Raw genomic sequence first — 16,013 nt, forward strand, 5'->3', positions numbered from 1 at the left:
ACACTGATACCTACAATAATGAACACCACCAACGCTGAATCCACCCTGAGCGCCCGCAAGCGTGAATTGCTGCTGATGCGCCTGAAGCAAAGCGCCGTGGCGCGCGCACCGTCAGATGCGCCGCCTGCCCTGCTGCCCGCCAACCGCAATGCGCCGCTGCCGCTGTCATTTGCCCAGCAGCGCCTGTGGTTCATGGACCGCCTCGACCACGCGGCGGGCGCCGCTTACCACATGCCGGCAGCGCTGCGGCTGAAAGGCAGCCTGCAGCGCGGCGCGCTGAAGGCCGCGCTGGACCGCATCGTGGCCCGCCACGAAAGCCTGCGCACCACGTTCGTCGACGTGGATGGCGCGCCACGCCAGCGCTTTGCTGCCGCCGATTGCGGTTTTGCACTGCACGAGCGCGACCTGGGCCAGCTGCCAGCCGCGGAGCGGGAACAGGCCATGCAGCGCATCGCGGAAGAGGAAGTGGCGGCGCCGTTCGACCTGGCGGCCGGGCCGCTGGTGCGGGGCCAGTTGCTGCGCCTGGCGGATGATGAACATATTTTGCTGATCACGCAGCACCACATCATTTCCGATGGCTGGTCGATCGGCATCATGGTGCGGGAACTGTCCGCCCTGTACACGGCGCTGTGCCAGCAGCAGCAGGACCCGCTGCCGCCACTGGCGCTGCAATATGCCGACTATGCGGCATGGCAGCGCAACTGGCTGCAGGGCGACGCGCTGGCGGCGCAAACCACGTTCTGGAAAGATTACCTGGCCGGTGCGCCGCAACTGCTGGAATTGCCCACCGACCGCCCCCGTCCCGCCATGCAAAGCTATGCGGGCGGCATGGCGCGCCTCGCGCTGCCGGCCGACGTGACGGCGGGCCTGAAGGCGCTGAGCCAGCGCCATGGCGCAACCCTGTTCATGACCTTGCTGGCGGGATGGTCCGTGCTGATGGCGCGCCTGTCCGGCCAGCACGATATCGTCGTGGGCACGCCGGTGGCGAACCGGCAGCGCACGGAAATTGAAGGCTTGATCGGCTTCTTCGTCAATACGCTGGCGCTGCGCGTCAAGCTCGATGACGAGCCGACCGTGGCGCAGCTGCTGGCCCGCATCAAGGGCGACACCGTGCGCGCTTATGCGCACCAGGATTTGCCGTTTGAGCAAGTGGTGGAAGCACTGCAGCCGGCCCGTTCGATGAGCTACAGCCCCCTGTTCCAGGTCATGCTGAGCATGAATAATACGCCGGGCGGTGAACCACTGCGCCTGCCAGGCCTGACGCTGAGTGAAGTCGAACAGCACCATCACGCATCGCAATTCGACTTGAGCCTGACCTTGACGGATGCGGGCGACACCATCCTCGGCAGCCTGGAATATGCGAGCGACTTGTTTGACACGGCCACCATCGAGCGTATCGGCGCCTGCTTCCAGGCCGTGATGGCGTCCATGGCGGCCGATGACGGACTATCCGTCGCCAAACTGGCCATGCTGCCGGAGGCCGAACGCGAATTGGTGCTGCATGGCTTCAATGACACGGCAGCCGAAGCGCCGCAAGGCGTACTGCTGCACCAGCTGTTTGAACAGCAGGCCGCGGCGCGTCCCGACGCTGTTGCCCTCGTGGCGGACGGCCAGCGCTTCACGTACAGTGAATTGAACCGGCGCGCCAACGGCGTCGCCCACGCGCTGGCCGCGCTGGGCGTGCGTCCCGACGACCGCGTGGCGATCTGCATCGAGCGCAGCGCCGACATGGTGGCGGGCTTGCTGGGCATTTTGAAATCCGGCGCAGCCTACGTGCCGCTGGACCCTGCCTATCCTGCCGAACGGCTGGCGCACATGCTGGACGACAGCGCACCGGCGGCCCTGCTGACGCACAGCGCGCTGGCCGGCAATTTGCCGCAGGTCGCGGCGCCATCGCTGCTGCTGGACCAGATGGGCCCCGGCATGCCGGAGGCGCCCGTGGTTCCCGGCATGGCGGCATCGCACCTGGCGTACGTGATTTACACGTCCGGCTCCACCGGCCTGCCGAAAGGCGTGATGGTGCAGCACGATAACGCCGTCAACTTCGTCAGCGGCCATATCCGCGCGTGCGGCCTGACCCCGGCCGACCGCATGCTGCAATTCGCGTCGTACAGCTTCGACGCGTCCGTCGGCGAAATCTTCCCGGCGCTGTCGTCCGGCGCCACGCTGGTATTGCGCCCGGCCCACCTGGCCGTGCCGGACCGCGCATTTGCCGCCTTCCTCGATGCGGAAGGCGTGACGGTAGCCGACTTGCCGACCGCGTTCTGGCACCAGTGGGCGCAGGAAGTCGCGGCGAAACATGGCCCCATTGCGTCCACGCTGCGCCTGATCGTGGCCGGCGGCGAAAAAGCGGAATGCCGCCACCTGGCGGCGTGGCTGGCCGAGCCGGGCTTGCGCCACTGCCGCTGGCTCAATACGTACGGCCCGACGGAAACCACCGTCAGCACCACGTCGGTTGCCTTTGGCGCCGGCGGCGCCGTGCCCGAACACGCGGTGCCGATCGGCCGCCCCAGCGCCAATACCCGCATCTACATCCTGGACCGCCACCTGCAGCCAGTGCCGGTGGGTGTGACGGGTGAACTGTACGTGGGCGGCGCCGGTGTAGCCCGCGGCTACCTGAACCGTCCTGAATTGACGGCGGAGCGCTTCCTCGCCGATCCATTCAGCGGCAGGCCAGACGCCCGCATGTACAAGACGGGGGACCTGGGCCGCTGGCTTGCCGATGGCTCGATTGAATACCTGGGCCGCAACGACTTTCAGGTCAAGGTGCGGGGCTTCCGCATTGAACTGGGTGAAATCGAAGCGCGCCTGGCCGCGTGCAGCGGCGTGCGCGAAGCGCTGGTGGCGGCGCGGGAAGACCAGCCGGGTGTGACGCGCCTGGTGGCCTACCTGCTGGCGCACGAAGGCCAGCCGCTGGACGCGGCCAGCCTGCGCGGCGAACTGGCCGCCACCCTGGCGGAACACATGATTCCGTCCGCCTTCGTGACTTTGGACGCTTACCCGCTGACGCCGACCGGCAAGATCGACCGCAAGGCGCTGCCCGCGCCCGATGCGGCGGCCGTCGCTGTCCGCGCCTACGCGGCGCCGGAAGGCAGCACCGAGCAAACGCTGGCCGCCATCTGGCAACAGTTACTGGGCTTGCCGCAAGTGGGCCGCCACGACCACTTCTTTCAACTGGGCGGCCACTCGCTGATGGCCGTGCAATTGCTGTCGCAAGTGCGCGAACAGCTGGGCGTGGAACTGACGCTGCGCGACTTGTTCATCGAGCCGACCCTGGCGGGTTTTTCCGTGCGCGCCGCCGCCGCACAGCGCAGCGCATTGACGGCGCTGCTGCCGGCCGACCGCAGCAAACCGCTGCCGCTATCGTTTGCCCAGCAGCGCCTGTGGTTCCTGGACCAGCTGGACCGCTCGGCCGGCGCCGCCTACCACATGCCGGCAGGGCTGCGCCTGCGCGGCGACCTGGACCTGGCTGCCCTGCGCGCCACCTTGGACCGCATCGTCGCGCGCCACGAGGCATTGCGCACGACGTTCGTCAAAGCCGATGGCCAGGCCGTGCAGCGCATTGCGCCGCCCGATTGCGGCTTTACGCTGCGCGAGCGCGACTTGCGCCATCTGGGCGGCCATGAACAGGCATTCGTGCTGTCGCAACTGAGTTTTGATGAAGTCAGCGCGCCATTCGACCTGTCTACCGGTCCGCTGATCCGCGGCCACCTGGTGCAGCTGGCCGATGCGGAATGGGTGCTGCTGGTGACGCAGCACCACATTATTTCCGACGGCTGGTCGATCGGCATCCTGATCCGGGAAATGTCGCAGCTGTACCAGGCGTTCAGCCAGCAGCAGCCCGACCCGCTGCCGCCGCTGCCCCTGCAATACGCGGATTACGCGGCATGGCAGCGCAACTGGATGCAGGGCGCCGTGCTGCAGACGCAGCTGGACTTCTGGAAAACGTACCTGTCCGGCGCGCCGGAATTGCTGGCCATGCCGACCGACCATCCCCGTCCCGCGCAGCAAAGCTATGCCGGGGCCACCGTGCCGTTGACGCTGAACCCGGCCCTGACGGCAGGATTGAAAGCGCTCAGCGCGCGCCATGGCGTGACTTTGTTCATGACCATGCTGGCTGGCTGGGGCATCACCCTGGCGCGCATGAGCGGCCAGGATGACGTGGTGATCGGCGCCCCGGTCGCGAACCGCCAGCGCAAGGAAGTGGAACCGCTGATCGGCTTCTTCGTCAATACGCTGGCGCTGCGCGTGCGCTGCACGGAAGGCTTGTCCGTGGCCGCATTGCTGGAGCAGGTGCGCAGCGGCACGCTGCAAGCGTTTGCCCACCAGGATTTGCCGTTCGAGCAAGTGGTGGAAGCGCTGCGTCCGGCCCGCAGCATGGGCTACAGCCCCCTGTTCCAGGCGATCTTGAACTGGGACAGCGCGCCGGAAAACGGCAAGCTGCGCATGCCGGGCCTGTCGCTGACGCCGGTCGAGCAAACGTACAGCGCCACGCAGTTCGACCTCAGCATGTTCCTCAAGGATATCGGCGACACGGTCGAAGGCAGCTTGCGCTACGCGACGGACTTGTTTGACGAACCATCGATGGCGCGCCTGGCGTCGCACTTCCAGGCCGTGCTGGCAGCCATGGTGGCGGACGATACGCAAGCCGTCGATGCCATCAGTTTGCTGGACAGCGCCCAGCGCCGCCAGTTGCTGGTGGACTTCAATGATACGGCCCGCAACGATCCACAAGGCCAGCTGGTGCACCAGCTGTTTGAAGCACAGGCGGCTGCACAGCCGCACGCCCCGGCTGTCGTGTACCAGGACCAGACGCTGTCTTACGGCGAATTGAATTGCCGCGCCAACCAGGTGGCGCATTACCTGCTCGGCCTCGGCGTGCAGCCCGACACCATCGTGGCGCTGTGCGTGGAGCGCAGCGTGGACATGCTGGTAGGGATCTTCGGCATCCTGAAAGCCGGCTGCGCCTACCTGCCGCTGGATCCCACGTATCCGGCCGACCGCCTCGCACACATGCTGGCGGACAGCACCCCTGCCGCCCTGCTGACGCAATCGGCGCTGATTGGCGCACTGCCCACCGCCACTGTGCCAGTGCTGGCGCTGGACCAGGCGGCGCCGCTGGCAGCCCAGCCGGGCCACAATCCGCACGTTGCCGGCTTGACGGCGTCCCATCTGGCCTATGTGATTTACACGTCCGGCTCCACCGGCACGTCGAAAGGCGTGACGGTCGAACACCATTCGCCGGTCAACTTCTGGCGCGCCATGCAGCGCACCACGCACCAGCACGTGGCGGCTGACGCCCACGTGGCGCTGAATGCGTCGTATGCGTTCGACATGTCGCTGAAAGGCATCCTGCAATTGCTGTCGGGACGCTGCCTGCACGTGGTGCCGCAACTGATCCGCGCCGATGGTCCGGCCATGCTGGCCTTCCTGGAACGTCACAGCATTGCCGCCTTCGATTGCACGCCGTCGCAGCTGGGCATCCTGCTGAAAGCGGGCCTCACGGACAACCCGCGCTACCGGCCAGTCAGCGTCCTGATCGGCGGCGAAGCCATCGACAGCGCCATGTGGGCCACGTTGCAGGCGGGAGCGGAACAACAGGGCATCCACTTCTACAACATGTATGGCCCGACCGAGTGCACGGTGGACGCCACCATTGTCGCCATTGCCGATTGCGGCGGCCAGCCCACCTTGGGCCGTCCGGTCGACAACATGCAGGTGTACGTGCTGGACGCGCATGGCCAGCCCGTGCCATTGGGCGTGGCCGGTGAACTGTACATTGGCGGAGAAGGTGTGGCGCGCGGCTACCTGCGCCGCCCGGAATTGACGGCGGAGCGCTTCGTCGCCGACCACTTCAGCGGCAAGCCGGGCGCGCGCCTGTACAAGACGGGCGACGTGGGCCGCTGGCTGGCCGATGGCACGCTGGCTTACCTGGGCCGCAATGACTTCCAGGTCAAGGTGCGCGGTTTCCGCATCGAGCTGGGTGAAATTGAAAGCAAGCTGGCTGCATGCGCCGGCGTGCGCGAAGCGGTCGTCATCGCCCGCGAAGACCAGCCGGGCGACCAGCGCCTGGTTGCGTATGTCGTCATGCGCGACGGCTGCACCTTGGATGCCGCCGCCCTGCGCTCGGCGCTGGCGGCCAGCCTGGCGGAATTCATGATTCCATCCGCCTACGTGGCGCTGCCGTCGTTCCCGCTGACGCCCAACGGCAAGCTGGATCGCAAGGCGCTGCCGGCGCCGGACAGCTCGGCCGTGGCCAGCGCCGCCTACGATGCGCCGCAAGGCGCCGTCGAGGAATCGCTTGCCGCCATCTGGCAAGAGTTGCTGGAACTGGACCAGGTGGGCCGCAACGACCACTTCTTTGATTTGGGCGGCCATTCACTGCTGGCCGTGCAATTGCTGTCGCACGTGCGGGAAGAACTGGGCGTGGAACTGGGCTTGCGCGACTTGTTTACGCATCCGACGCTGGCGGCCTTTGCCGCACTGGCGGATACGGCCCGCCCCAGCGCCATGACAGCCATCACCGTGGCGGACCGCAGCAAGCCGCTGCCGCTGTCGTTCTCGCAGCAGCGCATGTGGTTCATGGCGCGCCTCGATGCGGCGGCCAGCGCCGCCTATCACATGCCGTCCGAACTGCGGCTGAAAGGCCGGTTGAACAAGGCCGCGCTGAAAGCAGCGCTGGACCGCATTGTGGCGCGCCATGAAAACCTGCGCACCACGTTCGTGGAAACCGATGGCACGCCCGTACAAGTGATCGCTCCTGCCGGATGCGGTTTCACGCTGCGCGAGCGGGACCTGGGCCACCTGGCCGGCCATGAACAGGAATTCACCGTGCTGCAAATCAGCACCGACGAAGCCGCCGCGCCATTTGACATGGCGGCCGGTCCCCTGATCCGCGGCCAGCTGCTGCGCCTGGGCGACGATGAACATGTGTTGCTGGTGACGCAGCACCACATCATTTCCGATGGCTGGTCGATGGGCATCCTGATCCAGGAAATGTCCGCGCTGTACACGGCGTTCGCCGGCGGCCAGCCCGACCCGCTGCCACCGCTGGCGCTGCAATATGCGGATTACGCCGCATGGCAGCGGGGCTGGCTGCAAGGCCAGACGCTGGAACAGCAAACCGCGTTCTGGAAAGACTACCTGTCCGGCGCGCCGGAATTGCTGGCGCTGCCGGCCGACCGTCCCCGCCCTGCACAGCAAAGCTATGCAGGCGCCACGGCGTCCCTGACCGTCGATGCGGCGGTGGCGGACGGATTGCGCGCGCTGGCCCAGCGCCACGGCTGCACCCTGTTCATGGCCTTGCTGGCCGGCTGGGGTGCGCTGCTGGCGCGCCTGTCCGGCCAGGCGGACGTGGTGATCGGCACGTCCGTCGCCAACCGCCAGCGCGTGGAAGTGGAACCATTGATCGGCTTCTTCGTGAATTCGCTCGCACTGCGCGTCACCGTGCCGGACAACGCCACTGTGGCGGACTTGCTGGCGCACGTGAAAACGTCGGCCCTGAAGGCTTTCGAACACCAGGATTTGCCGTTCGAACAAGTGGTGGAAATCCTGCAGCCTGCGCGCAGCATGAGCCACAGCCCCCTGTTCCAGGTCATGCTGAGCATGAACAATACGCCGGGCAATGACGCCATGCACTTGCCGGGCCTGCAGCTGTCCGAACGCCCGCAGACCCAGCACACGACGCAATTCGACATCGGCCTGCGCCTCGTCGATGCGGGCGAGCGCATTGTCGGCAGCCTGGAATATTCGACGGACTTGTTCGATGGCGGCACCATCGACCGCATGATGGGCCAATACCGGCTGGTGCTGGCGGCCATGGCGGCGGACGACAGCCAGCCCGTCAGCCGTATCGCACTGCTGGACGATGCGCAGCGCCACCTGCTGCTGGAAAGCTTTAACGCGACCGCCACCACCTTCCCGTCCGCGCTGCCGGTACACCACCTGTTCGAACAGCAAGCTACCGTGCATCCCGATGCCACCGCCCTGCTGTTCGACGGCGTGGCCACCACGTATGCGCAGCTGAACCGGCATGCCAACCAGATTGCCCACGCACTGGCCGCGCACGGCGTACAGCCAGGCAGCCGTGTCGCCATTTGCGTGGAGCGCAGCCCGGACCTGGTGGCGGCGCTGCTGGGCGCATTGAAAGCGGGCGCCGCTTACGTGCCGCTGGACCCGGCATATCCATCCGAACGCCTGGCTTATATGCTGGAAGACAGCGCGCCGGCAGCCGTGCTGACGCAGCCATCGCTGGCTGCTGTGTTGCCGCCACTGGCCATGCCGGTACTGATGGCGCAGCAGGCTGCCGGCGGCGAAGCCTGCGGCAACCCGGACACCGCCGTCACCGCACGCGGCCTGGCGTATGTGATTTACACGTCCGGCTCGACGGGCAAACCCAAGGGCGCCATGATCGAACACGGCGGCCTGGCGAATTACCTGGCGTGGGCCCGCGCCAGCTATGCGCCCAACGCGGCCAGCCACTCGGTGCTGTCGTCATCGATCGCGTTTGACGCCACCATTACCAGCCTGTACCTGCCGCTGATCACGGGCGGCAGCGTGACGGTGCTGCGTGAAAAAGAGGAACTGACGGGCCTGGAAAATGTGCTGCAAACCGCTGTCGGGCCGCTGCTGGTGAAAATCACGCCGGCGCACCTGTCGCTGCTGGCGGACAGCCTGGCGCAGTCGCCGCTACCAGGCCACGCGCACGTCTTCGTCGTCGGCGGCGAAGCGCTGTCCTGGTCCACCGTGGACAAGTGGCTGCGCGTGTCGCCCGCCACCCGCATCGTCAATGAATACGGCCCGACGGAAACCGTGGTGGGCTGCGCCACTTACGAAGCGCAGGCCGGTGTGACGCCGGGTGCGGAATTGCCGATCGGCCGCCCGATTGCCAATACCCGCATGTATGTGCTCGATGCCCACGGCCAGCCAGTGCCGCCGGGTGTCACGGGCGAGCTGTTTATCGGCGGGGCCGGTGTCGCCCGCGGCTACCTGAACCGCCCGGAATTAACGGCGCAACGCTTCCTGCCGGATCCGTTTTCAGCGCCGGGCGCCCGCATGTACAAGACCGGCGACCTGGGACGGTGGAAATCGGACGGCAACCTGGAATACCTGGGCCGCAACGACTTCCAGGTCAAGGTGCGGGGCTTCCGCATCGAACTGGGAGAAATCGAAGCGGCGCTGGCTGCGTGCACCGGCGTGCGTGAAGCGGCAGTGCTGGCGCGCCAGGACCAGGCGGGCGACAAGCGCCTGGTGGCCTATGTGCTGCCGGCAGACGGCGCCGCACCGACGGCAGGCGCGCTGCGCACCGCACTGGCAGCGTCGCTGCCCGAACACATGATTCCGTCCGCCTTCGTCACGCTGGATGCGTTCCCGCTGACCGCCAACGGCAAGCTGGACCGCGCTGCGCTGCCGGCGCCGGATGCGGGCGCCGTGGCGCTGCGCCAGTTCGAAGCGCCGCAGGGCGCCGCCGAGCAAGCCATTGCCGGCATCTGGCAGGAATTGCTGGGCGTGCAGCACGTGGGCCGCAACGACCACTTCTTCGAGCTGGGCGGCCATTCGCTGCTGGGCGTGCAAATGCTGGCGCGCCTGCGCCGCGCTGCCGGCATCGACGTGCCGCTGCGCACGCTGTTCGTGCACAGCACCTTGCGCGCGTTTGCGTCCGCCGTCAGCGGCCAGTCGGCGCAGCACCCGAACCTGGTGGCGCTGCGTCCGCAAGGGAAGCAGCGGCCGCTGTTCCTCGTGCACCCGGGCGAAGGGGAAATCGGCTATGCACGCGACCTGGCGCCATGGCTGGACGACGACGTGCCGGTCTACGGCCTGGCGGCTACCGGCTTCCAGGCCGGTGAACAGCCGCACGCCACCATCGAGCAAATGGCGGCCGCTTACGTCAGCCAATTGCGCGGCGTGCAGCCGCAAGGCCCGTACCGTCTGGCCGGCTGGTCGGCGGGCGGCACCATTGCCTATGAAATGGCGCACCAGCTGATCGGCGCCGACCAGACCGTGGAATTCCTCGGCCTGATCGATACCGCCTGCCATTACCGCTGGCCTTCCGATGCGGGCTTCGTGCCCGGCCCGGATGGCGGCGTGGGCTTCGAAGCGTGGATGGCGTCGCTGGCGTGGATGCCGCAGGTTGCCAGCGTGGCGGAACGGGCTGCCATGCAGACCCTGGCGGCTGCCAACGACGTGGACGCCATGCTGGAACAAGGCCAGAGCAGCGGCATGTTCCCCCGCGAAATCGACACGGGGACGCTGAAACGCCACCTGGCCGTGCGCCATGCGATCGCCAATGCTTTGCGCCGCTATGTCCGTCCAGCCATCCCCGCACCGGTCGTGCTGCTGTCGGCCAAAGGCGAGCAGCGCGCCGATGCGACCCTGGGCTGGGGCGCAGTACTGGGGGCGCAGCTGCAAACGGTGGCGGTTGACGGCGACCACTTCTCCATCATGGAAGCGCCGCATATCCGCCAGCTGGGCCGTGCGCTTGACGAACAGCTGAAGGCTGCCGCCAGCCGCCGCATCGTGCATCCGGAAAGCGGTTACGCGCCCCGCATCACCATCCAGGCCGGCCGTCCCGGCGTGGCGCCCCTGTTCTGCATACCGGGCGCCGGCGCCAGCGTGACCGCGTTCGCATCGCTGGCGCAGCAGCTGGACAGCGCTATCCCCATCCACGGCTTGCAGCCACGGGGGCTGTGCGGCCAGCTGGTGCCGCACAACACAGTGGAACAGGCGGCGGCGTTTTACCTGGCGGCCGTGCGTGAAGCTGCGCCGAAGGGCCCGTACCGGCTGCTGGGCCATTCGTTTGGCGGCTGGGTGGCGATGGAAATGGCGCGCCAGTTGCAACAGGCTGGCGAACAGGTGGCGCTGCTGGCCGTGCTGGATTCGGATGCACCGGCCGGTCCGCACGATGAACGGCCATCCCATGGGCGCATCGCCATGCTGGAAAAACTGGTGGAACTGTTTGAAATGAACCTCGGCCGCCCGCTGGGCGTGACGGCGCGCGACCTGGCGCCGCTCGATGAGGAAGGCCAGCTGGCATTGCTGCTGGCCCGCCTGGTCGAAGCCCGCCTGATGTCGCGCACGACGCCGCTGGCGCTGTTGCGGGGCATCGTGCGGGTCTTTGCCACCAATCTGAACACGCGTTATGCGCCGGCAGGCGCTTACCAGGGTCCGTTGCACCTGGTGTCGGTGGCAACCGGCGACGCGTCCGGGGCCGGCGAGCAATTGCTGGCGCGCTGGCGCGAACATGCACCAGCCGCGCGTCACTGGCAAGCGCCCGGCAACCATATGACCTTGCTGTCCCCGCCCCACGTCGGCCACCTGGCTGACTGGCTGAAACCTTTACTTGGAGTGAAATGATGGAGTATGCAAGCAATGCCGCCGGCGCGCCAGAAAGCCGGCTCAGTAATTCGTTCTACCTGATCTGGTTCGGCCAGTCGATTTCCATGGCCGGTTCCATGCTGACGGCGTTTGCCTTTGGCGTATGGCTGTTCCAGAGCACGGGCTCCGTACTCAATTACGTGCAACTGACGCTGGCGTCCACGTTGCCGGGCCTGTTGCTGCTGCCATGGAGCGGCGGCCTGGCCGACCGCTATGACAAGCGCACCATCCTCGTTGCATGCGACATTGCCGCGCTGCTGTGCACCGCCGTACTGTGCATGATGGTGTGGCGCAATGCGTTCTCGCTGTGGCAGCTGTACGCCGTGCAAATCGTGCTGTCGGCGGGACTGGCCTTCCAGGGCCCTGCCGCGTATGCGACCCTGAGCCAGATCGTGCCGAAAGAACAGTTCGGCCGCGCCGGCGGCATGTTTGGCGCCGCTTCCGCCATCGCCCAGCTGGGCGCTCCGATGGCGGCAGCCGCGCTGCTGGGCGCCATCGGCCTGCACGGCATCATTGCCATCGAGCTGGTGACGCTGGGTATTGCGCTGGGCGGCCTGCTGCTGGCCAATATCCCGGCCACGCCGAAAAGCGAAGGCAAAGAGCCGCGCGATCCTGTGCGCGACATGAAGTGGGCCTTCCAGTACCTGTGGCAGCGTCCATCGATGGCCCGCATCTTCTGCTACTGCGCCGCAGGCGCGTTTGTGTCCGGCGTCGTCATCGTGCTGGCCACGCCGATGGTGCTGTCCGCCCACACGCCCGGCGTGCTGGCGCGCGTCTCGACGGCCGGCGCATTGGGCGCGCTGCTGAGCGGCGTGCTGATGATCGTCTGGGGCGGCCCACGCAAATGGACGCCGCTGGTGCTGGCCTTCAACCTGGTCGAGGGCTTGGCCGTCGCACTGGGCGGCTCCACCACGTCGGTCGGCGTGCTGTGCCTGTGCGCATTCACCGTGATGCTGTGCACGTCCACCCTGACCGCGTGCATGCAAAGCATGTGGCGCCGCAAAGTGCCGCGCGACCGCCAGGGCAATTTCTCCGCGCTGCAGCAAGCCGTCAGCATGAGCCTCGTGCCGCTGTCCGCCGTGGTGGGCGGCCTGCTGGCGCACAACGTGTTTGAACCCGCCATGCGTCCGGGCGGCTGGCTGCTGGCCATGGTCGGCGACTGGTTCGCCGGCGGTCCGGGCCGCGGCACGGGTTTCTTGTTCCTGATTTTCGGTTCCGCCCTGGCCCTGCTGTCGCTGGTGTCGCTGCTGGACCGCCGGCTGTACAGCTTTGAATCCGAAGTTGGCGATGCGATTTAACTGAACGGGGGAAACCACTATGACCATGACACTTGAATCAAGCGCCGGCGCCCACGCGGGCCTGCGCCGCCCCGCTGCCATTGTGGTCAGCAACCGGGCCCAGATCGTCGGCGTGGGCACTGCCACGCCGAAAACCGCGTACTCGCAAAAAGAAGTACTGGACGCATTCAACATCGAAGACCGGCGTGTGCGGCTGATGTTCATGAACAGCGCCATCGGCCGCCGCCACCTGACGCTGCCGCCTGAAGGCGAAGACGGCGTGCGCGCCAACGAAACCCAGGGCGAACTGCTGGAAAAACACAGCAAATACGCCGTGGAAATCGGCGCTGCCGCGCTGCGCAAAGCCGTCGAACGGGCCGGCGCCACGCTGGACGACGTGCGCTATCTGTGCTGCGTCACCACCACGGGCCTGCTGACGCCGGGGCTCAGCGCACTGCTGTGCAAGGAACTGGGCTTGCGGCGTGATTGCAGCCGCACGGACATCGTCGGCATGGGCTGCCACGCGGGCCTGAACGGCATGAACACGGTCGTGTCGTGGGCCCAGGCCAATCCCGGCAAGCTGGCCGTGATGGTGTGCGCGGAAATCTGCTCGGCGGCTTACGTGTTCGACGGCACCATGCAGACGGCCGTCGTCAACAGCCTGTTTGCCGATGGCGCCGCTGCGCTGGCCGTGATGTCCGCCCCGGCCAATGGCGCCTTACCTGCCACAGTGACTGCCGCAGCGGCTGCCGGCGACAGCGGCGCCCTGCCGCCGCCCACCGTGCTGGCGTTTAACAGCCGCGTGGTGCCGGAAGCCATTGATGCAATGAAGTTCGCATGGGATGAACAGCACGGCAAATTCAACTTTTTCCTCGCACAAGACGTGCCGTACGTGGTGGGCGCCAATGCGGAAGACATTATCGACCAGTTGCTGCGGGGCGCGGGCCTGCGCCGCAGCGATATCGCGCACTGGATCGTGCACTCGGGCGGCAAGAAAGTCATCGATTCCGTCAAGGTCAACCTGGGCCTGAGCGCGCACGATGTGCGGCACACGATCAGCGTGCTGCACGACTACGGGAACATGTCGTCCGGTTCCTTCCTGTTTTCTTATGAACGCCTGCTGGATGAAGGGGCCGTCCAGCCGGGCGATTACGGCGTGATGATGACCATGGGCCCGGGCACGACGATTGAAACCGCCCTGCTGCGCTGGTGATCCCAGCCACACCCCGGGAACGCTCTTACTTTTATAAAAAGGAACTCACGTGTTTACTTTCAATTCCATTACCCAGCAAGACGACCGCACCATCGTGCGCCTGGAACTGCACCTGGCCGATGTGCTGTCGAAATCCCTGATTGCCAGCATTAACAGCGCGTGCGACAGCGTCGAAGACGCCGGCGCCGGCGCGGTCCTGCTGGTGCAGCTGAAACCCGCCACGGCCGGCGGCGAACCGGCTGAAGCCATCGACGTGCACCTGGTGAACCACTGGGAGCGCGCGCTGCGCCGCCTGGAGCGCCTGCGCGCCGCCACCATTGCCACCGTTGAAGGACGCTGCGGCGGCCTGGGCACGGCGGTGCTGCTGACCACCGACTACCGCATTGCGGCCGGCGACGTGCACCTGTCGCTGATGAGCGGCCAGGACATCCTGCCTTCCATGACACTGCACCGCATTGCCGGCCAGATCGGCGCGGCGGCAGGCCGCCAGCTGGTGCTGTTTGGGATGGACATGGCGGCGGACCGCGCGATGGAACTGGGCATGGTGGACACCATTGCCGACGACGTGGAAGCCGCCACGGCCACCTTCGTCAAGTCGCTGGCCACGCTGTACACGGAAGACTTGTCCGTGCGCCGCCGCCTGCTCAATGAAGCGCCTGCGCTGAATTACGACGATGCGCTGGGCGCCCACCTGGCTGCATGCGACCGGGTGCTGCGCCGCGCGCACGCCAGCGCAGCAGCACAGGCGCAGGCCGAAGCCAGCAACTGACCGACCAACTGGAACCGCGCACATGACCATTGAGCACATCCCATCCGATGCCTTTGCCGCCAGCGCCCTGCAGTGGGCGGCAGGCGCAGGCGCCATCCTGGCAGGCAACGGCGGCCTGGCTGCCGACGCACAGGCTTTGCAGCGCTACGCGGAACAAGGCGAGCAACTGCTGGCGGAATTGCCAGCGAAGCCGGATCGCAGTGCCGGCCAGCAGGCGACTGCCAGCGCCATCCACGGGGCGCTGCGCTCGGTGCGTACGCGTTTCATGCAGCGCCATGCGGATGCCGTGTACCGTACGCTGACGGAAGATTACACCAGGCGTGTACGCCTGCCGCAACTTGCGTATGGCGCGGCGCAGGCGTTCCCCGGCCTGGTTCCCTCCGAGGCGCAAATCGCCGTGGAACGCACGTGCCTGCAAGACGCCAAGGAAGCCCGTGAAATCGACCAGGGCATTTTCTTTTCCGCCATCCTGGGTTCCCCTGCCAGCGGCGCGCATTTGCTGGACACCATGCTGCGCCCCGGCGACAAGGCGCCCGCCCTGCTGGCGCAATTCCAGCGCGACGGCCAGCTGCGCCTGGACACGCTGCACATCGAACGGCGCGGTACGACGGCGCACGTGACCGTGCACAATGAGCATTGCCTGAATTCCGAAGATGAACAGCTGATCGCGGACATGGAAACCGCAGTCGACCTGGTATTGCTGGACGACGCCACCCATGTGTGCGTACTGCGCGGCAGCGCCATGACGCACCCGAAATATGCGGGCCGCCGCGTCTTCAGCGCGGGCATCAACCTCAAACAGCTGCATCAGGGCCAAATTTCCTACGTTGATTTCCTGCTGCAGCGGGAAATGGGCTACATCAGCAAGATCTTGCGCGGCATCCGCGTGGATGGCGCCGATGGCCTGTGCCGCACCCTGGAAAAACCGTGGATCGCGGCAGTGGACACATTTGCCATTGGCGGCGGCGCCCAGCTGCTGCTGGTGTTCGACCACGTGATTGGCGGCGCGGACAGTTTCTTCAGCCTGCCCGCAGCACAGGAAGGCATCGTGCCCGGCGTGGGCAACCTGCGGCTGGGCCGCGCGGTGGGAGCGCGCATCGCACGCCAGATCATCCTTGGCGGGCGCCGCATCTGGGCCAAGGAAGAAGATGGCCGGCTGCTGTTTGACGAAGTAGTGGAACCGGGCCACATGGACGCCGCCATTGAAGCGCGCGCGGCGGCGCTGGACAGCCCTGCCGTCATCGTCAACCGCCGCATGCTGGCGCTGGCGGAAGAACCGCCGGAACTGTTCCGCAGCTATATGGCGCAATTCGCGCTGGAACAGGCCGAGCGCCTGTACAGCGAAGACGTGCTGGCCAAAGTGCGCCGCGCATAGCCTGGA

Annotated in this window: 5 protein-coding genes; all 5 read left to right on the forward strand. The window is 66.8% G+C overall.

The features are described from left to right. Positions 1–18 precede the first annotated feature (18 nt). From GM668_RS24175 to dpgC, 5 genes are read left to right on the forward strand one after another with little or no spacing between them, the layout of a single operon-like run. Complete coding sequence (locus GM668_RS24175; protein ID WP_155441531.1) at positions 19–11,352, forward strand: non-ribosomal peptide synthetase; 11,334 nt, start codon at positions 19–21, stop codon at positions 11,350–11,352. After that, on the forward strand, positions 11,349–12,671 hold the full coding sequence (locus GM668_RS24180) for an MFS transporter (protein WP_155441532.1): 1,323 nt from the start codon (positions 11,349–11,351) through the stop codon (positions 12,669–12,671). Before GM668_RS24175 ends, GM668_RS24180 begins: the two co-directional genes overlap by 4 nt. Before the next feature lie 19 nt (positions 12,672–12,690). Next, the gene (dpgA, locus tag GM668_RS24185; RefSeq protein ID WP_211923448.1) at positions 12,691–13,863 is read left to right on the forward strand and encodes a 3,5-dihydroxyphenylacetyl-CoA synthase DpgA; all 1,173 of its coding nucleotides are present in this window, start codon (positions 12,691–12,693) and stop codon (positions 13,861–13,863) included. A 49-nt stretch (positions 13,864–13,912) separates the two neighbouring features. Next, a complete protein-coding gene (dpgB, locus tag GM668_RS24190; RefSeq protein WP_155441533.1) occupies positions 13,913–14,632 on the forward strand; it encodes an enoyl-CoA-hydratase DpgB in 720 nt (239 codons plus the stop codon). Between the two features lie 22 nt (positions 14,633–14,654). Then, positions 14,655–16,007, forward strand: a complete 1,353-nt coding sequence (gene dpgC, locus GM668_RS24195; protein WP_155441534.1) for a (3,5-dihydroxyphenyl)acetyl-CoA 1,2-dioxygenase DpgC — start codon at positions 14,655–14,657, stop codon at positions 16,005–16,007. Positions 16,008–16,013: the final 6 nt, after the last annotated feature.

The sequence above is a fragment of the Pseudoduganella ginsengisoli genome (assembly GCF_009720865.1).
In the GTDB taxonomy this organism is placed as follows: Bacteria; Pseudomonadota; Gammaproteobacteria; order Burkholderiales; family Burkholderiaceae_D; genus Rugamonas; species Rugamonas ginsengisoli.